Annotated in this window: 24 protein-coding genes; 22 read left to right on the forward strand and 2 right to left on the reverse strand. The window is 75.0% G+C overall.

The window, feature by feature from the left end; translation table 11 throughout:
* The first annotated feature begins 8 nt into the window (after positions 1–8).
* From SH587_RS16685 to SH587_RS16715, 7 genes are all read left to right on the forward strand, one after another.
* Positions 9–458 carry an OsmC family peroxiredoxin gene (locus SH587_RS16685; protein ID WP_320671771.1) on the forward strand — a complete coding sequence of 150 codons (450 nt, stop codon included), beginning with the start codon at positions 9–11 and terminating at the stop codon, positions 456–458.
* Complete coding sequence (locus tag SH587_RS16690; RefSeq protein ID WP_320671772.1) at positions 455–1,669, forward strand: aminotransferase class V-fold PLP-dependent enzyme; 1,215 nt, start codon at positions 455–457, stop codon at positions 1,667–1,669. Before SH587_RS16685 ends, SH587_RS16690 begins: the two co-directional genes overlap by 4 nt.
* 9 nt (positions 1,670–1,678) lie before the next feature.
* On the forward strand, positions 1,679–2,380 hold the full coding sequence (locus SH587_RS16695) for an OsmC family peroxiredoxin (RefSeq protein WP_320671773.1): 702 nt from the start codon (positions 1,679–1,681) through the stop codon (positions 2,378–2,380).
* A gap of 55 nt (positions 2,381–2,435) precedes the next feature.
* A complete protein-coding gene (locus SH587_RS16700) occupies positions 2,436–2,849 on the forward strand; it encodes a DUF6166 domain-containing protein (RefSeq protein ID WP_320671774.1) in 414 nt (137 codons plus the stop codon).
* A gap of 38 nt (positions 2,850–2,887) precedes the next feature.
* Positions 2,888–3,115, forward strand: coding sequence for a CDGSH iron-sulfur domain-containing protein (locus SH587_RS16705; RefSeq protein WP_320671775.1), 228 nt, complete (start codon positions 2,888–2,890; stop codon positions 3,113–3,115).
* A 272-nt stretch (positions 3,116–3,387) separates the two neighbouring features.
* Entirely contained in the window at positions 3,388–3,972 is a 585-nt protein-coding gene (locus tag SH587_RS16710; protein WP_320671776.1) for a TetR family transcriptional regulator, read from the forward strand.
* Complete coding sequence (locus SH587_RS16715; RefSeq protein ID WP_320671777.1) at positions 3,969–6,086, forward strand: molybdopterin-dependent oxidoreductase; 2,118 nt, start codon at positions 3,969–3,971, stop codon at positions 6,084–6,086. The genes SH587_RS16710 and SH587_RS16715 overlap by 4 nt, the downstream gene beginning before the upstream one ends.
* A 17-nt stretch (positions 6,087–6,103) precedes the next feature.
* Here SH587_RS16715 and SH587_RS16720 read toward each other — a convergent pair whose 3' ends face one another.
* On the reverse strand, positions 6,104–7,582 hold the full coding sequence (locus tag SH587_RS16720) for an NAD-dependent succinate-semialdehyde dehydrogenase (protein WP_320671778.1): 1,479 nt from the start codon (positions 7,580–7,582) through the stop codon (positions 6,104–6,106).
* A 141-nt stretch (positions 7,583–7,723) separates the two neighbouring features.
* Between SH587_RS16720 and SH587_RS16725 the strand changes: the two genes are divergently transcribed.
* The 9 genes from SH587_RS16725 to SH587_RS16765 all read left to right on the forward strand — a co-directional run bounded on the left by SH587_RS16725 (position 7,724) and on the right by SH587_RS16765 (position 17,292).
* Positions 7,724–9,103 (forward strand): aminotransferase, encoded by a 1,380-nt coding sequence (locus SH587_RS16725; RefSeq protein WP_320671779.1) that lies wholly within the window; start codon positions 7,724–7,726, stop codon positions 9,101–9,103.
* A 12-nt stretch (positions 9,104–9,115) separates the two neighbouring features.
* Positions 9,116–10,252, forward strand: a complete 1,137-nt coding sequence (locus SH587_RS16730; protein ID WP_320671780.1) for an ATP-NAD kinase family protein — start codon at positions 9,116–9,118, stop codon at positions 10,250–10,252.
* On the forward strand, positions 10,249–10,950 hold the full coding sequence (locus SH587_RS16735) for an AzlC family ABC transporter permease (RefSeq protein ID WP_320671781.1): 702 nt from the start codon (positions 10,249–10,251) through the stop codon (positions 10,948–10,950). The genes SH587_RS16730 and SH587_RS16735 overlap by 4 nt, the downstream gene beginning before the upstream one ends.
* The gene (locus SH587_RS16740; protein ID WP_320671782.1) at positions 10,947–11,258 is read left to right on the forward strand and encodes an AzlD domain-containing protein; all 312 of its coding nucleotides are present in this window, start codon (positions 10,947–10,949) and stop codon (positions 11,256–11,258) included. The genes SH587_RS16735 and SH587_RS16740 overlap by 4 nt, the downstream gene beginning before the upstream one ends.
* Positions 11,259–11,416: 158 nt before the next feature.
* Positions 11,417–12,793 (forward strand): aminomethyl-transferring glycine dehydrogenase subunit GcvPA, encoded by a 1,377-nt coding sequence (gene gcvPA / locus SH587_RS16745; RefSeq protein WP_375341780.1) that lies wholly within the window; start codon positions 11,417–11,419, stop codon positions 12,791–12,793.
* Entirely contained in the window at positions 12,790–14,328 is a 1,539-nt protein-coding gene (gcvPB, locus tag SH587_RS16750) for an aminomethyl-transferring glycine dehydrogenase subunit GcvPB (RefSeq protein ID WP_320671784.1), read from the forward strand. The genes gcvPA and gcvPB overlap by 4 nt, the downstream gene beginning before the upstream one ends.
* On the forward strand, positions 14,325–15,275 hold the full coding sequence (locus tag SH587_RS16755) for a 3-hydroxyacyl-CoA dehydrogenase (protein ID WP_320671785.1): 951 nt from the start codon (positions 14,325–14,327) through the stop codon (positions 15,273–15,275). Before gcvPB ends, SH587_RS16755 begins: the two co-directional genes overlap by 4 nt.
* A gap of 37 nt (positions 15,276–15,312) precedes the next feature.
* Positions 15,313–16,140, forward strand: a complete 828-nt coding sequence (locus SH587_RS16760) for an IclR family transcriptional regulator domain-containing protein (protein WP_320671786.1) — start codon at positions 15,313–15,315, stop codon at positions 16,138–16,140.
* A 48-nt stretch (positions 16,141–16,188) separates the two neighbouring features.
* Positions 16,189–17,292: a mandelate racemase/muconate lactonizing enzyme family protein gene (locus SH587_RS16765; protein ID WP_320671787.1), complete on the forward strand. Its 1,104-nt coding sequence runs from the start codon at positions 16,189–16,191 to the stop codon at positions 17,290–17,292.
* 28 nt (positions 17,293–17,320) lie between these two features.
* Here SH587_RS16765 and SH587_RS16770 read toward each other — a convergent pair whose 3' ends face one another.
* Complete coding sequence (locus SH587_RS16770) at positions 17,321–18,280, reverse strand: VOC family protein (RefSeq protein WP_320671788.1); 960 nt, start codon at positions 18,278–18,280, stop codon at positions 17,321–17,323.
* 217 nt (positions 18,281–18,497) lie between these two features.
* Between SH587_RS16770 and SH587_RS16775 the strand changes: the two genes are divergently transcribed.
* The 6 genes from SH587_RS16775 to SH587_RS16800 all read left to right on the forward strand — a co-directional run bounded on the left by SH587_RS16775 (position 18,498) and on the right by SH587_RS16800 (position 23,233).
* Positions 18,498–19,379: a TIGR03619 family F420-dependent LLM class oxidoreductase gene (locus SH587_RS16775; RefSeq protein WP_320671789.1), complete on the forward strand. Its 882-nt coding sequence runs from the start codon at positions 18,498–18,500 to the stop codon at positions 19,377–19,379.
* Positions 19,376–20,110, forward strand: coding sequence for an SDR family NAD(P)-dependent oxidoreductase (locus SH587_RS16780; protein WP_320671790.1), 735 nt, complete (start codon positions 19,376–19,378; stop codon positions 20,108–20,110). The genes SH587_RS16775 and SH587_RS16780 overlap by 4 nt, the downstream gene beginning before the upstream one ends.
* Before the next feature lie 13 nt (positions 20,111–20,123).
* On the forward strand, positions 20,124–20,900 hold the full coding sequence (locus tag SH587_RS16785; RefSeq protein WP_320671791.1) for an SDR family NAD(P)-dependent oxidoreductase: 777 nt from the start codon (positions 20,124–20,126) through the stop codon (positions 20,898–20,900).
* Complete coding sequence (locus SH587_RS16790; RefSeq protein WP_320671792.1) at positions 20,890–21,630, forward strand: SDR family NAD(P)-dependent oxidoreductase; 741 nt, start codon at positions 20,890–20,892, stop codon at positions 21,628–21,630. Before SH587_RS16785 ends, SH587_RS16790 begins: the two co-directional genes overlap by 11 nt.
* A 101-nt stretch (positions 21,631–21,731) precedes the next feature.
* A complete protein-coding gene (locus tag SH587_RS16795; RefSeq protein ID WP_375341781.1) occupies positions 21,732–22,475 on the forward strand; it encodes an amino acid ABC transporter ATP-binding protein in 744 nt (247 codons plus the stop codon).
* Positions 22,475–23,233: an amino acid ABC transporter permease gene (locus SH587_RS16800; RefSeq protein WP_320671794.1), complete on the forward strand. Its 759-nt coding sequence runs from the start codon at positions 22,475–22,477 to the stop codon at positions 23,231–23,233. The genes SH587_RS16795 and SH587_RS16800 overlap by 1 nt, the downstream gene beginning before the upstream one ends.
* The last annotated feature ends 9 nt before the right edge of the window (positions 23,234–23,242 follow it).

Genomic DNA, 23,242 nt, shown 5'->3' on the forward strand with positions numbered 1-23,242 from the left:
GAAGGCACATGGGACTCAAGATCACACGCAAGGCGGCCGCGGTCTGGAAGGGCTCGGTCGAGGAGGGCGAGGGGCGCCTGAGCCTCGGCAGCGGCACCTTCGACGGGCCGTACTCGCTGCGCTCGCGGGTCGAGGACGTGCCCCAGGCGAACCCCGAGGAGCTGATCGGGGCCGCGCACGCGGGCTGCTTCACGATGTCGCTCTCGAACCTGCTGACCGAGGCCGGCCACCCGCCGACCGAGCTGCGGACCAGCGCCCAGGTGCGGATGGAGCAGCGCGACAGCGGCTTCACGATCACCCGCATCGAGCTGAAGACCGTCGGCGAGGTCGAGGGCGTCGACGCCGAGACCTTCGCCGCGCTGGCCCAGCAGGCGAAGGACACCTGCCCGGTCTCGCGCGCGCTCGCCGGCGTCGAGGAGATCGCGCTGGTCGTCGAGCTGGCCGGGGCGCCGGCGTGAGCGGGGCGCCCGGCGGCGCGGCCGGCGCGGTCGCCTTCGACGTCGAGGCGGTCCGCCGTCGCTTCTCGTCGCTCGGGCGCGGCTTCCGCTTCCTCGACGCCCCGGGCGGCTCGCAGGTGCCGGACGAGGTCGGCACGGCGATCGCCGACGCCCTCCGCGACGCCAGCGGCAACCTCGGGGCGCCCTACGCGACCGGCGACCGGGTGGCGGCGATCCTCGAGGACGCCCGCGCCGCGGCCGGCCGGCTGCTCGGCGCCCCGGCGGCCGAGGTCGCGTTCGGGCTCAACATGACGACCCTCAACTTCGCGCTCTCGCGGGTCGCCGGTCGCGAGCTGGAGGCGGGCGACGAGATCGTCGTCACCCGGCTCGACCACGACGCCAACGTCGCGCCGTGGCTGGAGCTCGCCGCCGACCGCGAGCTGGTCGTGCGGACGGTCGACGTCCTCCCGGGCGAGCTGCGCCTGGACCTGGACGACCTCCGCCGGCAGCTCGGGCCGCGGACGCGGATCGTCGCCTTCCCGTGGGCCTCGAACGTCGTCGGCACGGTGATCGACGCCGCCGAGGTCTGCCGGATCGCTCACGAGGCGGGGGCGCTGGCCTGGGTCGACGCGGTCCACTACGCCGCCCACGCGCCGCTGCAGGCCGAGGCGATCGGCGCCGACGTGCTGCTCTGCTCGCCCTACAAGTTCTGCGGACCGCACCTGGGCATGGCCTACGTGCGGCGGTCGGTGGCCGAGTCGTGGCGCCCGTACAAGGCGCGGCCGGGGGCGAGCGAGCCGTTCGGCCGCCGGTTCGAGACCGGCACCCCGCCGTTCGAGGCGCTGGCCGGGCTGATCGCCTGCGAGCGCTACCTGGTCGAGACCGGCGCGTTGAGCCCCGAGGCCCAGGCCCACGAGCACGCGCTCGGCGAGCGGTTCCTGGCCGGGCTGCCGGAGGCGGTCGAGGTCTACGGCCCGGCGACGATGGAGGAGCGGGTCTCGACCTTCCTGCTGAACGTCGCCGGCGTGCCCGCGCGCGAGGTCGCGCTGACCCTGGCCGACCGCGGCTACGGGGTCTGGCACCACGACCACTACTACGCCCTCGGCCTCGACGGGCGGCGCGGCTACGACCACGAGGCGGTGCGGCTCGGGTTCGCCCACTACAACACGGCCGACGAGGTCGACGGCCTGCTCGCCGAGCTGGGTCGGATCGCCGCCGCGGCGGGCGAATAGGCTTCGGCGATGGCCACGAGGCGCGTCACGAGCCGGTTGATCGACAAGACCCTCGGTGACCTCAGCGAGCGGCTGAAGGAGCTGCGGATCGAGCGCGGCCTGCGGCTCTCCGACGTGGCCGCGATGACCGGCTTCTCCGAGGCCTACCTGTACCGGGTCGAGGAGGGCGAGCGCTCACCGTCGCTGGCCGCGCTGCTGCGACTGGCCGAGGCCCACGGGGTCTCGCCGGGCGAGCTGCTGGACGGGACCCCGGAACCGGCCCGGGTCGCCTCGCACCACGCGATGGCGGTCTGGGACGGCCGCGAGCGCGACGGCGAGGGGCGGATGTGGACCTCCGCCTCGGCCGTCTCGCGCTACAACCGCGAGAGCCGGGTCGGGCCCGACGACGCGCCGGCGGGGATGACCAGCCCCGAGCAGGGGATCGGGATGGCGCTGGCCGGCTGCTTCTCGATGTCGCTGGCCCAGCAGCTGGAGGCGGCCGGCTTCGAGCCGCAGCGGATCGAGACCCGCGCCGACGTCCGGCTGGGGGTCTCGTCGCAGGGCGTCGCCGTCCAGTCGATCGAGCTGACGAGCACCGCGCGCGTCCCCCAGATCTCGGCCGCCCGGCTCGACGACCTGGCCCAGCACACCCGCAAGACCTGCGTGATCGCGCGGGCGCTGGCGGCGGTCCAGGTGGGGCTGGAGATCGAGCTGGTCGACCCGGCCGGGTAGGCGGCGACCGCGGTCATACAGATACCCCGCAGGGGTATCTGGTAGCGTCGGGCGCATGGAACCGATCTCCGGCGACCGCGCCCTGTCGCGCTCGCGGCCGCGGCCGCGGCCGGGGCCCTGGCCGGCGCGACCCGCGGGGCTGCGGCCGGCGTGGTTCTACGTCGGGCGGCGGCGCGGGCCCGAGGTGCTGGTGGTGAGCGGGGCCGCGGTCGAGCGGCTGGCCCACCGCGAGTACCGGTCGCCGGCGCCGTTCGCCTGGGGCGCGGGAGCGTCCTGGCTGGGCCGGGTCGAGCTGGCGTTCGCGCTGCTGGCCGACCTCTCCGGCCGGCGGCCGCCCGACGCGGTGGCGTTCGCGCTCTACGGCGGCCTCGTCGGCCGGCTGCCGGCCGCGCGGTTCGTGCTCTCCGAGGTCGAGCTGGAGCGGTGGCTGGCGCGGGCCGGCCACGATCCGCTGGCCTGGGCGCCGTGATCCATACCCCTACCCCGTACGTGAAAGAAGGAGCAGCGATGGATCCTGCCGAGGTCGAGATCACCGTCACCGACGACGGGCCGCTGTCGGTCCGCGGCCCGTTCGTGCTGGTCGACGCCGAGGGCAACCGCTACGACGTCGGGCCCCGCCGGCGGGTGGCGCTCTGCCGCTGCGGCCGCTCGGCCAACAAGCCCTTCTGCGACGGCGCCCACGGACGCGAGGGGTTCGCGGCGGCCGGGCGCGCCCCGGTCGCCGACGGCGAGTAGTCGTTCGCGCGGGCGGTCCCCGAGACGGCGAGCCCGCCGAGGGCGGCGACCGCCAGCACGATCGCCACCGCCGCTCGTCGGCGCCGGCGGCGTCTGCGGGCGGCCGTCCAGGAGTCGCGACGGTCCGCGATCGAGAGGAAGAGGGGAGCGGCCGTCGCCCGTCGCACGCGCGACAGCCTGTCCGCCGCGCCGCCGCCCCTCATCGGGGGTCTCCCTCACCTGGTCCCTCGCCGCTTGCGAATGAGACTGCTCAGACGCTATAAGTCTCATTCGTGTCATCGTCTTCACGGCCCGACTTCGCCTCGCTGATCCGCGAGCTGCTGCACGAGCAGCCAGAGCCGGCGACGGCCACCCGCACCGAGGAGCGGCTGATGGACGCCGCCGTCCACCTGGTCGGGGAGTTCGGCGAGCGGCGGCTGACGATGGACGAGGTCGCCGCCCGCGCCCGCGTCGCCCGGGCCACGGCCTTCCGCCGCTTCGGCACCCGCGACGAGCTGCTGCGGCGGACCTACATGCGCGAGATCCGGCGCACGCTGGCGGCGGTCCGGGACGCGATCGACGGCGCCGACGACCGGCTGGCGGTCGGCTTCGCGACCCTGGCGGAGATCGTCTGCCGGCACCCGATCACGACCCGGATGGCGCGGACCGAGCCCGACCTGGCGATCGAGATGTGGCGCTCCGGCAGCCCCTCCGGCTTCACCGTCGTCCGGACCGTGATCGAGGGCCTGGCCGAGCCCGCCGACCGCGACCAGGCCGACCTGCTGACGCGGCTGTTGCTCTCCTACCTGCTGCTGCCCGAGGTCGCGCCGACCCGGGCCCAGATCGAGCGTCAGGTCCGCCGGAAGGCCCGGGCGTGACGCACGAGACGCCCACCTACTGCCGGATCTGCGAGGCGCTCTGCGGGCTGGTCGCGACCGTCGAGGACGGCACCGTGACGAAGCTGCGGCCCGACCCGCAGCACCCGATCTCGCAGGGCTTCGCGTGCCCGAAGGGGATCGCGATGCCGGAGGTCCAGAACGACCCCGACCGCGTCCTCCACCCGCAGCGGCGGCGACCCGACGGCCGCTTCGAGCGGGTCACGTGGGAGGAGGCGATCGCCGACATCGGCGCCCGCCTGCGGGCGATCCGCCGCGAGCACGGATCGGAGGCGCTCGGGTTCTTCCTCGGCAACCCGCTGGCCTTCTCGTACTCGGCCTTCATGTGGGTCAAGGGCTTCGTCGACGCGCTCGACTCGCCGCACTTCTACTCCTCCAGCTCGCAGGACACCAACTCGCGGCTGGTGGCCTCGGCGCTGCTCTACGGGTCGCCGCTGCACGTCCCGATCCCCGACCTCGGCCACACCGACTTCGCGCTCCTGATCGGGGCCAACCCGCTCGTCTCGCACGGGTCGCTGGTCTCGGGCATCGACGTCCGCAAGGCGCTGAAGGCGGTCGTCGCCCGCGGCGGGCGGGTGGTGGTCGCCGACCCGCGCCGGACCGAGACGGCGAAGCAGTTCGAGCACCTGCCGGTGCTGCCGGGCTGCGACGCCTGGATGCTGCTCTCGCTGCTGCACGTGATCTTCGCCGAAGGCCTGGAGGACCGCCAGGCGATCGCCCGCGGCAGCTCGGGCGCCGAGCGGCTGCGGGCGTGGGTGGCGCCGTTCCCGCCCGAGGCGACCGCCGACCGCAGCGGCGTCCCGGCCGAGGTCGTGCGGCAGCTGGCGCGCGACCTGGCGGCGGCGCCGAGCGCGGTCGTCTACGGCCGGGTCGGGGCCTGCACGACCGACTTCGGGACGCTGGTCAACGTCCTGCTCGACGCGCTCGCGGCGGTCACCGGCAACGCCGACCGGCGCGGGGGCACGGTCTTCCCGACGCCGCCGATCGACCTCTACGAGCCGCTGATCAAGCGCGGCCTCGACAGCTACGGCAGCAAGCGCTCGCGGATCGGCGACCTGCCCGACGTGCTCGGCTCGATGCCGGCGGCGATCCTGGCCGACGAGATCACCACCCCCGGGCGCGGACAGCTGCGGGCGATGGTGGTCGCCGCCGGCAACCCGGTGCTCTCGGTCCCCGACGGCGCGCGGCTGGAGCGGGCGCTGGGCGAGCTGGACCTGCTGGTGGCGCTCGACTTCGGCCGCAACCAGACCAACCGCCACGCCGACTACCTGCTGCCGACGACCACCTGGCTGGAGCGCGAGGACCTGCCGATGGCGATGTTCGCCTACCAGGTGCAGCCCTTCGTCCACTGGACCGAGCCGGTCGTCGCGCCGCGCGGCGAGGCCCGCCAGGAGTGGCAGATCCTCGACGCGCTCGCCCGCGAGCTGGGGATCGTGCCCAGCAGCCTGCCGTCGGTGCGACGGCTGGGACCGCTGGCGCGGCGGCTGCTGCGGCCGCGGCGGATGGCCGACGCGATGCTGCGGACGGGCCCCTACGGCGACCGCTTCGGGCTCCGCCGCGACGGCATCAGCGTGGCGCGGATCCGGCAGCGGCACCCGCACGGCGCGATCCTGGCCGACGCCGCCCCGGTCGGCGTGCTCCCGGACCGGCTGACCACGGCCGACCGCCGGATCGCCCTCGCGCCGCCGGCGATCGCCGACGAGATCGCCCGCCTGAGCGCCAGCGCCGCCCCGAGCGCCGCGTTCCCGCTGCGGCTGTTCGGTCGCCGCGAGCTGCGCTCGATCAACTCGTGGATGAAGAACGCCCGCAAGCTGCGGGTCCGCGAGCGGGGTCCGACGCTGCTGATCCACCCCGACGACGCCGCGGCCGCCGGCCTCACCGAGGGCGGTCCGGTGCGGGTCGTCTCGGCCGCCGGCGCCGTCGAGACCACGGTCGAGGTCACCGACAGCGTGATGGCGGGGACCGTCAACCTGCCCCACGGCTGGGAGGCGGTCAACTACAACGCCCTCACCGCCGCCGGCGCCGACAGCGTCGAGCGGATCTCCGGGATGTCGATCCTCAGCGGCGTCCACGTGCGGGTCGAGGCCGTGGGGTGAGCGGCGTCGCCCCGTCGCTAGCCGGCGAGGCCGTCGATGCAGAGGTACTTCAGCTCGAGGAAGTCGTCGAGCCCGTGGCGCGAGCCCTCGCGGCCCAGGCCCGACTGCTTGACCCCGCCGAAGGGCGCGCCCTCGTAGGAGATCAGGCCGGTGTTGACGCCGACGACGCCGTGCTCCAGCGCCCGCCCGACGCGGGCGATCCGGGCCGCGTCGCGGGTGAAGAAGTAGGCCGCCAGGCCGGACTCGGTGGCGTTGGCCAGCGCGACCGCCTCGTCCTCCTCGCGGAAGCGGAAGATCGGCGCCACCGGACCGAAGGTCTCCTCGTCGGCGATCCGCATCGCGGTCGTCGCGCCGGTGATCACCGTCGGCGGGAAGAAGCTGCCGCCGAGGCCGTGGGCGAGCCCGCCGCAGGCCACGACGCCGCCGTGGGCGACCGCGTCCTCGACGTGGTCGCGGACCTTCGCGACGGCGCGGTCGTCGATCAGCGGCCCCTGCTGGACGCCCTCCTCGAAGCCGTTGCCGACCCGCAGCGCCGTCGCGGCGGCGACGAACCGCTCGACGAAGGCGTCGTGGATCCCGTCCTGGACCAGGATCCGGTTGGCGCAGACGCAGGTCTGGCCGGCGTTGCGGAACTTCGAGTCGATCGCGCCCTGGACGGCGCGGTCGAGGTCGGCGTCGTCGAAGACGATCAGCGGGGCGTTGCCGCCCAGCTCCAGCGACAGCTTCTTGATCGTCTCCGCCGAGCGCCGCATCAGCAGCCGGCCGACCGCGGTCGAGCCGGTGAAGGTCAGCTTGCGGACCAGCGGGTTGTCGGTCAGCTCGCCGCCGATCGCCTCGGCGTCGCCGGGCACGACGTTGATCACGCCCGCGGGGATCCCCGCGCGGTCGGCCAGCTCGGCCAGCGCCAGCGCCGAGAGCGGCGTCGCGGGCGCCGGCTTGACCACCACGGTGCAGCCGGCCGCGAGCGCCGGCGCGAGCTTGCGGGCGATCATCGCCATCGGGAAGTTCCAGGGCGTGATCGCCGCGCAGACGCCGATCGGCTGCTTGATCGCCAGCAGCTCGCGGCCCTCGACGTTGGTCGGGATCAGCTCGCCGTAGGCGCGCTTGCCCTCCTCGGCGTACCACTCGATGAAGCCGGCGCCGTAGAGGATCTCGCCGCGGGCCTCGGCCAGCGGCTTGCCCTGCTCGGCGGTGAGGATCGCCGCCAGGTCGTCGGCGTGCTCGACCACCAGGTCGAACCAGCGCCGGAGCACGGTCGCGCGGTCCTTCGCCGTCCGCTGCGCCCAGGGGCCGAAGGCGGCCTGCGCCGCCGTCACGGCCCGGCGCGCGTCGCCGGCGTCGCCGGACGCGACCGACGCGATCACGGACCCGGTGGCGGGGTCGACGATCGGCGTGCGCGCGGCGCCGGCGGCCGGCGTCCAGGCGCCGTCGAGGTAGAGCTCGTCGCGCACGAGCGCGGCGTCGCGCAGGGCGAAGGGGAACGGGACGGTCGGCATGGCGGCGCTCCTCCGGGGTCGGGGTCCCGGCCATGCTCGCATATCGAGCAATCGAACGCTATTCGAGCAATCCGGGTGGACAGCCGCCGGATCGTCTGCGAACGTACGTCCTCCGCGCAGATGACCGCAATGCGAGCAACCGTGACTGCCTCTTCCCTCCTCGACGCCGACCGGCGCTTCGTCTTCCACCCCTTCAGCAACGCCTACCGCCACGAGCGGGAGGGAGCGACCGCGATGGTCGTCCGCGGTCGAGGAACCCGCCTGGAGGACGCGGCCGGCCGCCAGTACCTCGACGCGATGGCCGGGCTCTGGTGCGTCAACGTCGGCTACGGCCGCGAGGAGATCGCCGACGCGCTGCGCCAGCAGGCGGTCGAGCTGCCGTACTTCCACGGCTTCTCCTCGATGGCGACCGCGCCGCCCGCGCTGCTTGCCGAGCGGATCGTCGAGCTGGCCGGCGGCGGGATGACGAAGGTCTTCTACGGCAACAGCGGGTCGGACGCCAACGACACCCAGCTGAAGATCGTCGCCAGCTACAACAACCGCCGCGGGCGCCCCGAGAAGAAGAAGGTCATCTCGCGCGATCGCGGGTACCACGGCGTCACCATCGCCTCGGCCAGCCTCACCGGGCTGCCGGCGATGCACGCCGAGTTCGACCTGCCGCTGCCGCACATCCGCCACGTCTCCGCGCCCTACCGGCTGTGGAACGCCGAGCCGGGCGAGGACGACCACGCCTTCTCGGCCCGGCTCGCCGACGAGCTCGACCAGCTGATCCGGGCCGAGGGCCCGGAGACCGTCGCCGCCTTCATCGCCGAGCCGGTCCAGGGCGCCGGCGGCGTGATCGTGCCGCCGGACGGCTACTTCGAGGCGATCCAGCGGGTCCTGCGCGAGCACGACGTGCTGCTGATCGCCGACGAGGTGATCAGCGGCTTCGGTCGCCTCGGCCACTGGTTCGGCAGCCACCGCTTCGGTCTCGAGCCCGACCTGATCACGATCGCCAAGGGCGTCACCTCGGCCTACGTCCCGCTCTCCGGCACGATCGTCTCCGAGCGGGTCTGGGAGGTCCTCGCCGACGGCCCCGACGGGGTCTTCCAGCACGGCTATACCTACAGCGCCCATCCGCTCGGCGCCGCCGCCGCCCTGGCCAACCTGCGGCTGGTCGAGGAGGGCGACCTGATCGCGCGCGCCGAGCGCCAGGGCGAGACCCTCCGCGGCCTGCTGCGCGACGCGTTCGCCGACCACCCGCTGGTCGGCGAGGTCCGCGGCGCCGGGCTGATGGCCGCCGTCGAGTTCGTCGCCGAGCGCGATCCGGCCGTCCGCTTCGACCCCGCCCTCCAGGTCGCGCCGCGGATCGTCCGGGCGAGCCTCGACCGCGGCATCATCACCCGCGCGCTGCCGGCCGCCGACACGATCTCCTTCTCGCCGCCGTTCGTGGTCACCGACGAGGAGCTGGGCGAGATGGTGGCCGGGACCCGCGCCGCGCTCGACCAGGTCGCCGACGAGCTCACCCGCGAGCGGGCCTGAGATGCTCGCCGGGTGACGACGGTGGACCAGCAGACGCGCCGGCTGGGTCTCGTCGTCAACCCGGTCGCCGGTCTCGGGGGCCGGATCGGCCGCAAGGGCAGCGACGACCCCGCGGTCCAGCGCGAGGCCGAACGGCGCGGCGTGCCCCGCCGCGCCGGCGAGCGCGCCACCCGCGCGCTGGTCCGGCTGGCGGCCGTCGGCGGGCCGGTCGAGCTGCTCGCCGCGCCGGGGCCGATGGGCGCCGACGCGGCCCGCGCGGCCGGCCTCGAACCGCGCTCGGTCGGCCCGCGGCCGCCCGCGGCGACGACCGCCGACGACACCCGCCGGGCGGTCGCGGCGCTCGTCGACGCCGGCGTCGACCTGCTGCTCGTGGCCGGCGGCGACGGCACCCTGCGGGCGGTCCAGGACGTGCTCGGCGAGCGGCTGCCGGTGCTCGGGATCCCGGCCGGGGTGAAGATGCAGTCGGGGGCCTTCGCGGCCGGTCCCGAGGCGGCGGGCGAGGTCGCCGCGGCCTTCCTCGCCGGACCACGCGACGTGGTCCGTGCCGAGGTCGCCGACATCGACGAGCAGGCGCTGCGGGAGGACCGGATCGCGGCCCGGCTGCACGGGGCGGTCCTGGTCCCGCGCGCGCCCGGGCGCGTGCTGGCGGCCAAGGGCGGCTCGAGCCGCCGGCCGGACGCGACGCTGGCGGCGGCCGCCGACCGGCTGCTGGCCGACCGCGCTCCCGGCCAGCTGGTCCTGATCGGCCCAGGGACGACCGCCGGCCTGCTGCCGGCCCGGCTCGGGCTGCCGTCGACGCTGCTCGGGGTCGACGCGCTGCGCGACGACGCGCTGGTCGGCCGCGACCTCGACGAGGAGGGGATCCTGGCCCTGCTCGACGGGGCGCCCGACGCGCTGCTGGTGCTCGGCGTCGTCGGCGTCCAAGGCACCCTGCTCGGCCGCGGCAACCAGCAGCTCTCGCCGGCCGTCCTGCGGCGGATCGGTCGCGATCGGCTGCGGGTGCTGGCGGCGAAGGAGAAGCTCGCCGCGCTGCGGCCGGCGATCCTGCGGATCGACAGCGGCGACCCGGCGCTCGACGCCGCGCTCGCCGGGCAGCTGCCGGTGCGGGTCTCGGGCCGCGAGACGATGATCCTGCCGCTGGAGCCATGACCACGGCCGCGCTCCCCGACCGGGAGCGGGCCGCCGCGCGGCGCACGGCGCTCGCGATCGGCTGGCGGATCGCGCCGATGTCGTTCGTGCTCGGCGTCGCCTTCGGGGCCTACGCCGTCGTGGCCGGCCTGCCGGCGGTCGCCACCGTGGTGATGTCGGCGGCGATGTTCGCCGGCGGCGCGCAGTTCGCCGTCGTCTCGCTGGCCACCGCCGGCGCCGGGCTCGCGACCGCCGCCGCGACGGCGATGCTGCTCAACGGCCGCTACGTGGTGATGGGGATCAGCGTCGCCGATGCGCTCCGCGGGCCCTGGTGGCGGCGGCTGGCCGAGGCGGCCACGCTCAACGACCCGTCGTGGGTCGTGGCCCTGCGCGAGGACGGCTCGGTCGACCGGACGACGCTGCTGCTGTCGGCGGTCGGCCAGTACGTCGCGTGGGTCGGCGGGACCGCCCTCGGCGCGCTGCTGGGACCGCGGATCGGCTCGATCGAGGCCGTGGGGCTGGACGCGGTGATGCCGATGTTCTTCGCCTCGCTGCTGGTCGCCGACCTGCGACTGCGGCCGCCGTCGTCGCGGCGGCGGGCGATCGCGGTGGCGATCGTGGCCGCGATCGTCGCGCTGGCGCTGAGCCCGATCGCGCCGGCCGGGGTCCCGGCGCTGGCCGCCGCGGGCGCGGTGGTCGCCGGGCGGGGCGGCCGGTGAGGATCGACGTCGTCGCGCTGCTGGTGGTGACCGCGATCGCGGCGCTGCTGCCGCGCGCCGTCGGGCCGGTGCTGCTGGGCGGCCGCCCGCTGCCTGCGCCGCTGCGGCGGACGCTCGAGCTGCTGGCGCCGGCGCTGCTGACGGCGCTGATCGTCGTCGGGATCTGGGGCGGCGCGGACGGCGGCGGGTCGCCAGCGCGGGCCGCCGGGGTCGCCGCCGGGATCGTCGTCGTGCTGCGCCGGGGGCCGCTCGTGGTGGCGATGATCGTGGCCGCGACGGTCGCCGCGGGCCTGCGCCTGGCCACCTGATCGTCTGCACGGTATTCGAGCGACTTGCCGCACAGCGCGCAATCCGTAGACTGCGACCTGCAACCGCCGACCGCGCGGACCGGCCTCCTCCCGGGGCCGCCGACGCCGCTCGGCCGACCGTCCGGAGACCGACCGTGTCCGTATCCGCCCATCCGTACATGGCCAACTCGGCGCCCGCCCTCCAGCGCGAGCTGCTGGACGCGATCGGCGTCGACGACCCCGAGCAGCTGTTCGAGCAGATCCCGGCCGAGCACCGGCTGCGCGGCGAGCTGCGACTGCCGCCGGCGCTCCGCTCCGAGGTCGAGTTGGAGCGCCACCTGCGCGGGCTGCTGGCCCGCAACGGCTCGGCCGAGTCGCACCTGAGCTTCCTCGGCCGCGGCGTCTGGCCCCACCACGTGCCGGCGATCTGCGACGAGCTGGCGCAGCGGACCGAGTTCGTCACCTCGGAGTGGGGGACGCCGGCCTCGGACCACGGCCGCAACCAGGCCTGGTTCGAGTTCGCCAGCCAGCTGGGCGAGCTGCTGGAGCTGGACTTCGTCGGCCTGCCCGTCTACAGCTGGGGCTGCGCGCTCGGCCACGCGGTGCGGATGGCGTCGCGGATCAACGGCCGCCACCTGGTGCTCGTGCCCGCCGACCTCGACCCCGAGCGGCTGGCGGTCCTGCGCACCTACTGCGAGCCGCCGGAGAGCCGCAGCCACATCGCGATCGAGACGGTCGCCGTCGACCCGGCGAGCGGCGGCCTGGACGTCGCCGACCTCGAGCAGCGGCTCGGCGACGACGTCGCGGCGGTCTACTTCGAGACCCCGACCTCGCTCGGGGCGATCGAGGCCCGGGCGGCGGCGATCGCCGAGCTGGCCCGCGCCCACGGGGCCGAGACGATCGCCGGCGTCGACCCGCTCTCGCTCGGCGTGCTGGCCCCGCCGGGCAGCTACGGCGCCGACATCGCGATCGGCTCGACCCAGCCGCTCGGCATCCACATGAACTGCGGCGGCGGCGTCGGCGGCTTCATCGCCACCCGCGACGAGGAGCGCTACGCCCGCCAGTACCCGACCCTGCAGGTGTCGATCGCGCCGACCCGGGTCCCCGGCGAGCACGGCTTCGCGATGGCGCTGTTCGAGCAGTCCTCCTACGGCCGCCGCGAGGAGGGCAACGACTGGACCGGCAACTCCGTCTACCTGTGGGCGGTCGTGAACGCCGCCTACATGGCGCTGCTCGGCCCGGCCGGCTTCCGCGAGCTGGGCGAGCTGATCCTCCAGCGCTGCCACTACGCGGCCCGCCGGCTGGCGGCGATCGACGGCGTCCGGATCCGCTACCCGCACGCGTTCAAGGAGCTGGTCGTCGACTTCGGCGACAGCGGCCGGACCGTCGCCGAGATCAACGCCGCGCTGCTGGAGCGCGGGATCTTCGGCGGCTCCGACCTCTCCGCCGACCACCCCGAGCTCGGCCAGAGCGCCCTCTACTGCGTGACCGAGGTCCACGCCCAGGAGGACATCGACCGACTCGCCGACGCCCTCCAGGAGGTGCTGGCCCGATGACTCGCGACCTGCCCCGCTACCACGCGGCCGTCTGGGACGAGCCCGTCGTCCTCGAGATGGGCCGCCCCGGCCGCCGCGGCTTCCTGGCGCCGGAGCCGGAGCCGGACGTTCGCGCCGACGTCGACGGGCTACTGCCCGCCGGCGTCCGTCGCGCGGCCCCGCCGGCGCTGCCCGAGCTGTCGGAGTTCGAGGTCCAGCGGCACTACCTGCACCTGTCGCAGATGACGCTGGGGATGATGGGCATCAACCTCTTCGGCACCTGCACCATGAAGTACAACCCGCGCGTCAACGAGCGGGTGACGGCGCGCCCGGAGCTGGCCGAGGTCCATCCCGGGCAGCCGGAGGAGACCCTCCAGGGCGTGCTCGAGGTGCTGCACCGCTTCGAGCGGATCCTGCGCGAGCTGTCGGGGATGGAGCGGTTCGTGTTCCAGCCCGGCGGCGGCGCCGACGCGGCCTACACCCACGCCTGCCTGACCCGGGCGTACCACGCCTCGCGCGGGGAGCTGGAGCGGCGGACCGAGGTCATCACGACGATCCAGACCCACCCCTGCAGCGCGGCCACCGCCGCGGCCGCCGGCTTCGACGTGATCACGCTGCCGCTCGGCCCCGACGGCTACCCGACGCTGGAGTCGCTGCGGGCGGCGGTCTCCGACCGGACCGCGGCGCTGATGGTCGGCAACCCGGACGACATGGGGATCTACAACCCCGAGATCGCGCAGTGGGTCGAGATCGTCCACGAGGCCGGCGGGCTCTGCTTCTACGACCACGCCAACTTCAACGGCGTGATGACGCGGATCCGGGCGCGGGAGCTCGGCTTCGACGCCTGCATGTACATGCTCCACAAGACCTTCGCCGGGCCGAAGGGCGGCGGCGGGCCCGCGGTCGGCGCCTACGGCTGCGCCGAGCACCTGGTGCCGTTCCTGCCGCGGCCGCTGGTCGCCGAGGACGGCGGCCGCTACCGGCTCGACCACGAGGGGCCGCAGAGCATCGGTCGCGTGCGCGAGTACTGGGGCAACGTGCCGGTGGTGGTGAAGGCGTACTCCTGGGTCCGCGCGCTCGGCGCCGAGGGCCTGCGGCAGGCGGCCGACCTGTCGGTGATCGCCAACAACTACATGGAGCGGCGGCTGCTGGAGATCCCCGGCGTCACGAAGTCGCACCCGCAGATCACCGCCCACCGGCTGGAGATGACCCGCTACAGCCTCGAGCAGGTCACCGAGGAGACCGGGATCGACGTCCACGACATCCAGAACCGGATGGTCGACTACGGGGTCGACGCGCCGTGGCTGGCCCACGAGCCGTGGCTGATCCCGCAGCCGATCACGCCCGAGCCGGGGGAGCTGTGGTCGAAGGAGGACGTCGACACCTGGATCGACGTGCTCGCGGCGGTCGTGCAGGAGGCGCACGACGACCCCGAGCGGGTCCGGACGGCGCCCCACAACCAGGCGATCCACCAGGTCGACGCGTCGGGGGTCGACGACCCCGCGCAGTGGGCCACCACCTGGCGGGCCCACGTGCGGAAGCGGGCGTCGGCGTGAGCGCTCGGCCGATCGCGATCGTCGGGGCCGGCAGCATCGGCGTCGCCTGGGCACTGACCTTCGCCCGCGGCGGGCGCGACGTGTGCCTGCAGGACCCGGACCCGGCCCGGCGGGCGGCGGTCGACGGCGAGCTGCGCGAGCGGCTGGCCGCGCTCGATCGCCACGGGCTGCTGGCCGAGCCGGCGGCGGCGATCGCCGCCCGGGTCGTGGTGGCCGACGAGCTGGAGGCGGCCGTCGCCGAGGCCGAGCACGTCCAGGAGTGCGCGCCCGAGCGGCGCGACCTGAAGCGGCAGCTGTTCGCCGCGCTCGACGCGGCCGCGCCGCTCGACTGCTCGCTCGCCTCGTCGTCCTCGTTCCTGCCGGCGTCGGCCTTCGCCGACGAGCTGCCCGGCCGGGCCCGCTGCCTGGTCGCCCATCCCGGCAACCCGCCGCACCTGCTGCCGGCGGTCGAGCTGGTGCCGGCGCCGTTCACCGACCCGGCGGTCGTCGAGCGTCTGGCGACGCTGCTGGAGTCGGTCGGGATGTCCGCGGTGCGGCTGCGGCGCGAGATCGACGGCTTCGTCTTCAACCGCCTGCAGGGCGCGCTGCTGCGCGAGGCCTACTGCCTGGTCCGCGACGAGGTGATCGACGTCGAGGACCTCGACCGCGTCGTCCGCGACGGGCTCGGCCGCCGCTGGGCGGTCGTCGGCCCGTTCGAGACGGTCGACCTGAACACCCGCGGCGGGATCGTGACCCACGCCGAGCGGATGGGCCCGGCCTACGCCCGGATGGGCGCCGAGCGGGGCCAGGACGATCCCTGGACCCCGGAGCTGGTGTCGCGGGTGGCCGCCCAGCGGCGGACCCGGCTGCCGCTCGACGAGTGGGACGAGCGGGTCGCCTGGCGCGACGAGCGGCTGATGGCCGTGGCGGCGGCGCTCGAGGATCGGGTCGGTGACGACCGTGCGTGACGCTCGGCGGGTGCGACGCCGCGCTAGCGTTGCCGCCATGCCCGTGGAGCCAGCGCCGTCCGTCGCCGAGTCGTCGGCCCGTCCGCGGGACTTCGTCCAGTCGCTCGAGCGGGGCCTAGCGATCATCCGCGTGTTCAGCGCCGAGCGGCCCTCGCTGACCGTCACCGAGATCGCCGAGTCGACCGGCCTGACCCGCGCGGCCTCGCGGCGGTTCCTGCTGACGCTGGTCGAGCTGGGCTACGTCGCCACCGACGGCCGCTACTACGAGCTGACCCCGCGGGTGCTGGAGCTGGGCTACGCGTTCCTCTCCGGCCTCTCGTTCCCCGAGGTCGCGCTGCCGCGGCTGGAGCGGCTGGTGGGCGAGGTCGAGGAGGCGAGCGAGGCGGCGATCCTCGACGGCGACGAGATCGTCTACGTGGTCCGCGTGCCCGGCCCGGCGCTGATGACGATCTCCGTCAACATCGGCGCCCGGATGCCGGCCCACGCGACCGCGATGGGCCGCGTGCTGCTGGCCGGGCTCGACGACGCGCAGCTCGACGAGCGGCTGGCGGGGATCGAGCTGCGGGCGCTCCAGCCGCGGACGATCGTCGACCGCGCGCTGCTGCGGGACGAGGTGGTCCGGGTCCGCGAGCAGGGCTGGGCGCTGGTCGACCAGGAGCTGGAGGAGGGGCTGGTGGCGATCGCCGTCCCGGTCCACGACCGGCTCGGGCGGGTCGTCGCCGCGATCAACCTCTCGACCCACGTCGGGCGCAAGGACGCCGACGAGCTGCTCGGCGTGCTGCCCGCGCTGCAGCGGAGCGCCGCCGAGATCGAGGGCGACCTGGCGGTCTCGCCCGCCACCCGCGAACGGCGGATGCGCCACTAGCCGAAGCCCGCGGCGGCGCCGGCGCCGCCGCGGACGGGAGGAGCAGCGATGCGGATCACGTCGATCGACGTCCACGGCCTGCGGCTGACCAACGCCGACGGGGCCTTCGCGCTGTCCGGCGAGCGGGTCCTCGACGGCACCGACTCGACCCTCGTGCGGATCGTCGCCGACGACGGCCAGGAGGGCTGGGGCGAGACCTGCCCGCTGACCGGCGCCTACCTGCCCGCCTTCACCGGCGGGATCCGCGCCGCGCTGGCCGAGCTGGCGCCGGCGCTGCTCGGCGCCGACCCCCGCAACCTGGCCGAGGTCACGGCGCGGCTCGACGCGACGCTGCTCGGGCAGGCCGCCGCCAAGGCCGCGCTCGACGTCGCCTGCTGGGACCTGCTCGGCCGCGCCGCCGGGCTGCCGGCCGTGACGCTGCTCGGCGGCCTCGTGCGGGACGACCTGCCGCTCTACGAGGCGATCCCGATCGACGACCCGGAGGCGACGGCCGCCCGCGTCGACGCGGCGCTGGCCCGCGGCCTCCGCCGCTTCCAGCTGAAGGTCGGCGGCGACCCGCGACGCGACGTCGCCACCGTCGCCCGGGTGGCCGAGCAGGTCGGGCCGGAGGTGCTGCTGATCGTCGACGCCAACGGCGGCTGGCGGCTCGACGACGCGCTGATCGCGGCCCGCGGCCTGGCCGACCTGCCGGTCCACCTGGAGCAGCCCTGCGCGACGCTCGAGGCGTGCGCCCGGGTCCAGCGGGCGACCGCCCTGCCGCTGGTCTACGACGAGGTCGTGGTCGACGCGCCGAGCCTGGTGGCCGCGGTCCGCGACGGCGGCGCGAGCGTCGTCAACCTGAAGCTGTCGAAGGTCGGTGGGCTGACCCGCCTGCGGGCGCTGCGCGACCTCGCGGCCGGCCTCGGCGTGCGGGTGATGATCGAGGACAGCTGGGGCGGCGACGTCGCCAGCGCCGCGATCGCCCACGCGGCGGCGAGCGCGCCGGCGGGGGCGCTGCTGGCGACGACGTTCGTCAACGACGCCACCCGCGAGCACGTCGCCGGCCACCAGCCGCGATCGCACGCGGGGCGCGGCAGCGTGCCGGTGGGCGCCGGGCTCGGGATCGACGTCGCCGCCGACCTGCTCGGCGCGCCGCTCGCCCGCTACCGCTGACCGCGGCCGGCGGCCGGGCCCGCGCCGCTCAGGCGCGGACCTCGGTGACCGAGACGTAGAGGTCGTCCGGATCGCGGAAGTAGGCGTAGCGCCAGCTGGCCCCGCCGCCGAGGTCGACCTCGTGCGGGCCGCCGTGGACCTCGGCCCCGAGCGCGGTCAGCTGCTCGATCGCGCGCTCCAGGCTGCGGACGGCGATCCCGAACTCGTAGGGGCCGACGTGGCCCCACTCGCCGCGCATGTCCGGCGACGGCGGCGTGTGCTGGACCGGCTCCATGCCGGCGCCGTAGGGGCTGGTCAGCAGCATCATCCGCTGGCTCGGCGGCGTCCGCGGGAGGAACCACGGGTCCATCGACTCCAGCTGGCCGTCGGTCTCGAACAGCTGGCCGCTGAACCCGAGCTGGCGGTAGAAGGCCCGCGAGCGCTCGATGTCGGCGACGCCGAAGGCGACGTGGTTGACGCCCTGGATGCCAGGCTCGGCGGGCCAGCCCTGCTGCAGGTCGGCCCAGTCGATGATCTCGATCTTCGCCCCGTCGGGGTCGGCGACGTAGGACATGCTGCAGCGGGTGTCGAGCGGCGGCACGAGCGACTCGTCCGGCTCCATCAGGCTGGCGGCGCCCAGCTCCTCGGTCAGCCGCCGGTACATCGCCGGCTGGTCCTTGACGTGGAGGCAGATCTCGCAGATGCCCAGCTCGCCCCAGGCCTGGCCGGCGGGCGCCGGCGCGGGCGCCCGGTCGAGCGTCTGGACGAGCTTCAGGCCGCCGGGGCCGAGCGGGGTGGCGTTGGCGCTGCGCAGCAGCACCACCCGGGCCGACGTCCGCTGGTGGCCGCTGACCGCCTCGAGCCCGGGCAGGTCGGCGGTGACGTCGAACGCCACCTCGGTGAAGCCGAGCGACGCGTAGAAGCGCAACGAGCGCTCCATGTCCGTGACGCCGACCCCGATGTGGTCGACCCCGGCGAAGGTGCCGTGGGGGGTGGACGGTGCGGTCATCGCGGGGCTCCTCGGGTCGGGGACCAGTACACGCGCGCACGTAGCGGCAGGCGTGACACCATGCTCGCATATCGTTCAGTGGGGCGCATTTCGCGCGTTGGACAACATTTCTGCACGGCATGCGGCCAGATGTGCGCTTGACGTGCGGATCTTCGTCACATATGGTCGCCGTGATGTCGCGGATCGCCGCCACGCTTTCCACCCCCGGAACCGGCCGATGACCGTCCGGATCGGGGCCAAGGTGCCCAACAGCGGCCCGCAGCCGCTGGCCGCGGGGATCGGCGCCACCGCCCGCGAGCTCGAGCAGCAGGGCTACGACTCGCTGTGGGTCTCCGACCACGTCGTGCTCCCGCGCGAGATCGACTCCCGTTACCCCTTCGCCGCCGACGGCAAGGCGACGTGGAGCACCGACACGCCGTACTACGAGCCGGTCGTCGCGCTGGCGATGATGGCCGAGGCCACGACCCGCGCCACCCTCGGCACCGCGGTCCTCGTCGCGCCGCTGCGCAACCCGGTGCTGCTGGCCAAGCAGCTGGCCAGCATCGACGTGCTCAGCGGCGGCCGGCTGGCGATCGGCGCCGGTGCCGGCTGGCTGCGCGAGGAGTTCGACGCCCTCAACGTCCCCTTCGCCCGCCGCGGCAGCCGGCTGGAGGAGTGGATCGCGATCATGCGCGAGTGCTGGACCGGCACCCCGGCCGCTCGCCGCTCCGACTTCTACGAGCTGCCGGGCGACCTCCTCAGCCTGCCCGCCACCGCGCGGCCGGTGCCGCTCCTGATCGGCGGCCACTCGCCGGTCGCGCTGCGCCGAGCGGGCGCGGTCGGCGATGGCTGGCTGGCGCAGCAGGACGCCACCGGGCTCGACCCGGACGAGCTGCGGGCCGCCCGCGAGCAGATCGACGCCGCGGCCCGCGACGCCGGCCGCGACCCCTCGGCGCTCCGCGTCGTGCTGCGGGTCGTCGGCTCCGGCGGCGCCTGCGACCTCGTCGCCGCACGGCTGGCCGACCTGGCCCGGGTCGGCGTCGACGAGGTGATCGTCGACGTGGTCGACCACGACCCCGCCGCCGACCTGGCACGGCTGCGCGAGGGGGCGGCCGCGTGAGCGGCCGACGGGCGATCGTCACCGGCGGGGCGAGCGGCATCGGCGCCGGCACCGTCGTGCGGCTCGCCGCCGCCGGGACGACCGGGGTCGTGCTCGACCGCGAGCGGGCCTCCGGTCTGCCCGACGGCTGGAGCGCGACCGCGGTCGACGTCACCGACGCGCCCGGCCTCGGGCGCGCGATCGACGACGCGGTCGCCGCCCTCGGCGGCCTCGACCTGCTGGTCGCCGCCGCCGGGATCGTCCCGGCCTGGCAGCCCACCGGTGGTCTGGACCTGGCCGACTACGATCGGACGATGGCGGTCAACGCTCGCGGCGTGGTCGTCGCGATCGAGCAGGCTTCGCGGGCGCTGGGGGAGGGCGGCGCGGTGGTCGTCGTCGGCTCGCTCAACGCCTGGCGCGGCGATCCGAACCTGACCGCCTACGCCGCCAGCAAGCACGCCGTCCTCGGCATCGTCCGCTCGGCGGCGCTCTCGCTCGGTCCGCGCGGGATCCGCGTCAACGCCGTCGCGCCCGGGCCGGTCGCCACCGCCGCCCTGCGCGACCGGATCGCCCGCCGCGCCGTCGACGGCGGACCGTCCCCGGAGGAGGCCCTCGCCGGCCTCGCGGCCGGTACCGCGCTCGGTCGGATCGCCACCGTCGACGACGTCGTCGACGCGATCGAGTTCCTCGGCGGGCCGCGCTCCGGCGCGATCACCGGTCACCTGCTGCCCGTCGACGGCGGGATCGCGTAGGGGGTCTGCCGTCGTGACCGCTCCCTGTCCGCGACTCGACGACCGCACGGTCCTGCTGACCGGCGCCTCGCGCGGGATCGGCGCCGCCACCGCCGCCACCCTCGCCGACCACGGCGCGCGCTTGATCGCCCAGTACCGCAGCGGCCGCGAGGGCGCCGAGGGGGCGACCGCCGCGCTGCCCGCCGACCGCCGCCGGCTGCTGGCCGCCGACTTCGCCGTCCCCGGCGCCGCCCGCGGGCTCTGGGCCGAGGCGGTCGCCTGGGCCGGCCGGATCGACGCCGTCGTCGTCAACGCCGCGAGCCTGCCCTCGACCCCCTTCGACGGCGCCGACGCCACCTGGGACGACGGCTGGGAGGAGGCGACGCGGGTCAACGTGCTCGAGCCCGCGGCGCTGATCCGGGCCGCGGTCGCGCACTTCCTCGAGCACGGCGGCGGGACGCTCGTCGTGCTCTCCAGCTGGGCCGCCGAGCAGGGCTCGCGGATCCCGTCGCTGGCCGCCTACGCGGCGTCGAAGGCGGCGCTGCGGAACCTCGCCCAGACCGTCGCCCGGGCCCACGCCCGCGACGGGATCGTCGTCCACGTGCTCGCCCCCGGCGTGGTCCGGACCGACATGGCGACCGCCTCCGACGGCCTGCGCCCCGACGGCGTGGCGGTCGAGGACACGCTCGCCTCGGGCCGGCTGGTCGAGCCGGACGAGGTCGCCCACCTGATCGCGCTGCTCGCCTCGGGCGCCTTCCCGAACCTGAGCGGCGCGACCCTCGACCTGAACGGAGCCTCCTATGTCCGCTGACGTCGCGCTCGTGACCGGGGCCGGCGGCGGCATCGGCGCCGGGATCGCCGCGGTCCTCGCCCGCCGCGGCGACCACGTCGTCGTGGCCGACATCGACGAGGGCCGCGCGGCCGAGACCGCGGCCGCGATCGCCGCCGACGGCGGCAGCGCCCGCGCGGTCCGGATCGACGTCGCCGACGTCGCGTCGGCGGCCGCCACGCTGGCCGCGGTCGACGCCGAGACGCCGCTGACCACGCTCGTCAACAACGCCGCGGTCGCCACCTCGGGGCCGATGGTCGACGTCCGCCCCGAGGACTACGACCGGGTGATGGGGATCAACGTCCGCGGGACGTTCTTCCTCGTCCAGGCGGCGCTGCGCGCGATGCTGCCGCGCCGCCGGGGATCGATCGTCAACGTCTGCTCGACGTCGTCGTTCACCGCGTCGACGAGCGACATGACCGTCTACGACACGTCGAAGGCCGCCGTCCGCATGGTCACCCAGGCCGCGGCGAAGGAGGTCGGCGGCAGCGGGGTCCGCGTCAACGGGGTCGCCCCCGGGACGCTCCGCACCGCCCTCACCACGCCGCTGCTGGACGACGACGGGTTCGCGCGCCTCGAGCGCCAGCGGATCCCGCTCGGCCGCCTCGGCGAACCGCAGGAGATCGGGCAGGCCGTCGCCTTCCTCAGCTCCGACGCCGCGTCCTACGTCACCGGCCACGTGCTGGTCGTCGACGGTGGGTGGCTGGCGTGACCCCGCCCTCGACCTTCCCGGAAGCCCCGATGAGAGCGACTCCGACCGTGCCCCACGCCTCCGAGAACCCGCAGACCGACGCGGCGCCGACGACCGCCCCGATCGTCGAGCTGCGCGAGATCCGCAAGTCCTTCGGCAACCTCGAGGTGCTCAAGGGCATCGACCTCGCCGTCCGGCCCGGCGAGCACGTCGTGCTCTTCGGGCCCTCCGGATCCGGCAAGTCGACCGTCCTCCGGGGCATCAACCTGCTGGAGCCGCCGACCTCGGGCTCGCTCCGCTTCGACGGCGTCGAGTACGGCCCCGGCCTGCCCGACGAGCCGGTCCGCCAGCGCGGGCGGTCGCTCGACCTGCGGCGCAACGTCGGGATGGTCTTCCAGCAGTTCAACCTCTTCCCGCACCTGACGGCGCTCGAGAACGTCGGGCTGCCGCTGCGCTCGGTCCGCGCGCTCAAGCGTCCGGAGGCCGAGCACCGGGCGGCCGAGGCGCTGCGCCGCGTCGGCCTGCTGGAGCGGGCGGCCCACTACCCGCGTCAGCTCTCGGGCGGCCAGCAGCAGCGGGTGGCGATCGCCCGCGCGCTCGCGCTCGACCCGCAGGTGATGCTCTTCGACGAGCCGACGTCGGCGCTCGACCCGGAGTTGGTCGGCGGCGTCCTCGCCACCATGCGCGAGCTGGCCGAGACCGGGATGACGATGCTCATCGTCACCCACGAGCTCGGCTTCGCCCGCGAGATCGGCGACCTCAACGTCTTCATGGAGGACGGCCAGGTCGTCGAGACCGGGGGCCGCGACATCTACGCGAACCCCACCAACGCCCGTACCTCGGCCTTCCTCTCGGCGGTGCTCTGATGCCTCTGGCGAACTACGACTGGGGGCTGGTCTGGGACTACCGGTCCGACCTCCTCAACGGCCTGCTGACCGCGCTCGAGGTGGCGGTCGTCGCGCTCGCGCTGTCGCTGGTCTTCGGCCTCGCGCTCGCGCTGGTGCGGATGCGGCCGGCGCCGTTCTCCTGGATCGCGGCGATCTACATCAACGTCTTCCGCGGGATCCCGGCGCTGGTGACGGTGATCTGGGTCTACTTCGGCGTCGCGCTGGCGCTCGACGTGAAGTTCAGCGTCTTCCAGGCCGGCGTGATCGCCCTGACCCTGCTCTACAGCGCGTTCCTGGCCGAGATCTTCCGGTCGGCGCTGGAGGCGATCCCGAAGGGCCAGCAGGAGGCCGGCCTGGCGCTCGGGATGAAGCCGATCCGCGTCTTCCTCTCGGTGACCCTGCCGCAGGCGACGAAGATCGCGATCCCGAACGTCGGCAACATGTTCATCGGGATGGTGAAGGACACCTCGGTCTTCACCGTGATCGGCCTGCTCGAGGTCGTGCGCGTGACGCAGAACGTCGTCGCCACCACCTTCCAGCCGTTCGTCCTCTACACGGCGGCCGCCGCGCTCTACGTGCTCGTGGCGTTCGCGATCGACTTCCTCTTCCGCCTGGTCGAGCGCACGATGGAGGCCCCGCCCAACGGCGTCGTCTCGCGGGCCATCCGCGGTCGCCGCCAGCGACGGATCCAAGCCCTCATCGACGCCGAGACGGCGTCCCCCACCGCCTCCGCCTGAGGCATTCGG

The sequence above is a fragment of the Patulibacter defluvii genome (genome assembly GCF_034096925.1).
GTDB classification, from domain to species: Bacteria; Actinomycetota; Thermoleophilia; order Solirubrobacterales; family Solirubrobacteraceae; genus Patulibacter; species Patulibacter defluvii.

Excerpts from the sequence above, each read along its gene's own strand:
- gcvPA (WP_375341780.1), top strand. The coding sequence starts at position 11,417 with ATGGCCAACTCGGCGCCCGCCCTCCAGCGCGAGCTGCTGGACGCGATC.
- SH587_RS16770 (WP_320671788.1), bottom strand. The coding sequence starts at position 18,280 with ATGACCGCACCGTCCACCCCCCACGGCACCTTCGCCGGGGTCGACCAC.
- gcvPB (WP_320671784.1), top strand. The coding sequence starts at position 12,790 with ATGACTCGCGACCTGCCCCGCTACCACGCGGCCGTCTGGGACGAGCCC.
- SH587_RS16765 (WP_320671787.1), top strand. The coding sequence starts at position 16,189 with ATGCGGATCACGTCGATCGACGTCCACGGCCTGCGGCTGACCAACGCC.
- SH587_RS16720 (WP_320671778.1), bottom strand. The coding sequence starts at position 7,582 with ATGCCGACCGTCCCGTTCCCCTTCGCCCTGCGCGACGCCGCGCTCGTG.
- SH587_RS16685 (WP_320671771.1), top strand. The coding sequence starts at position 9 with ATGGGACTCAAGATCACACGCAAGGCGGCCGCGGTCTGGAAGGGCTCG.
- SH587_RS16735 (WP_320671781.1), top strand. The coding sequence starts at position 10,249 with ATGACCACGGCCGCGCTCCCCGACCGGGAGCGGGCCGCCGCGCGGCGC.
- SH587_RS16775 (WP_320671789.1), top strand. The coding sequence starts at position 18,498 with ATGACCGTCCGGATCGGGGCCAAGGTGCCCAACAGCGGCCCGCAGCCG.
- SH587_RS16695 (WP_320671773.1), top strand. The coding sequence starts at position 1,679 with ATGGCCACGAGGCGCGTCACGAGCCGGTTGATCGACAAGACCCTCGGT.
- SH587_RS16760 (WP_320671786.1), top strand. The coding sequence starts at position 15,313 with ATGCCCGTGGAGCCAGCGCCGTCCGTCGCCGAGTCGTCGGCCCGTCCG.
- SH587_RS16700 (WP_320671774.1), top strand. The coding sequence starts at position 2,436 with ATGGAACCGATCTCCGGCGACCGCGCCCTGTCGCGCTCGCGGCCGCGG.
- SH587_RS16705 (WP_320671775.1), top strand. The coding sequence starts at position 2,888 with ATGGATCCTGCCGAGGTCGAGATCACCGTCACCGACGACGGGCCGCTG.
- SH587_RS16800 (WP_320671794.1), top strand. The coding sequence starts at position 22,475 with ATGCCTCTGGCGAACTACGACTGGGGGCTGGTCTGGGACTACCGGTCC.
- SH587_RS16790 (WP_320671792.1), top strand. The coding sequence starts at position 20,890 with ATGTCCGCTGACGTCGCGCTCGTGACCGGGGCCGGCGGCGGCATCGGC.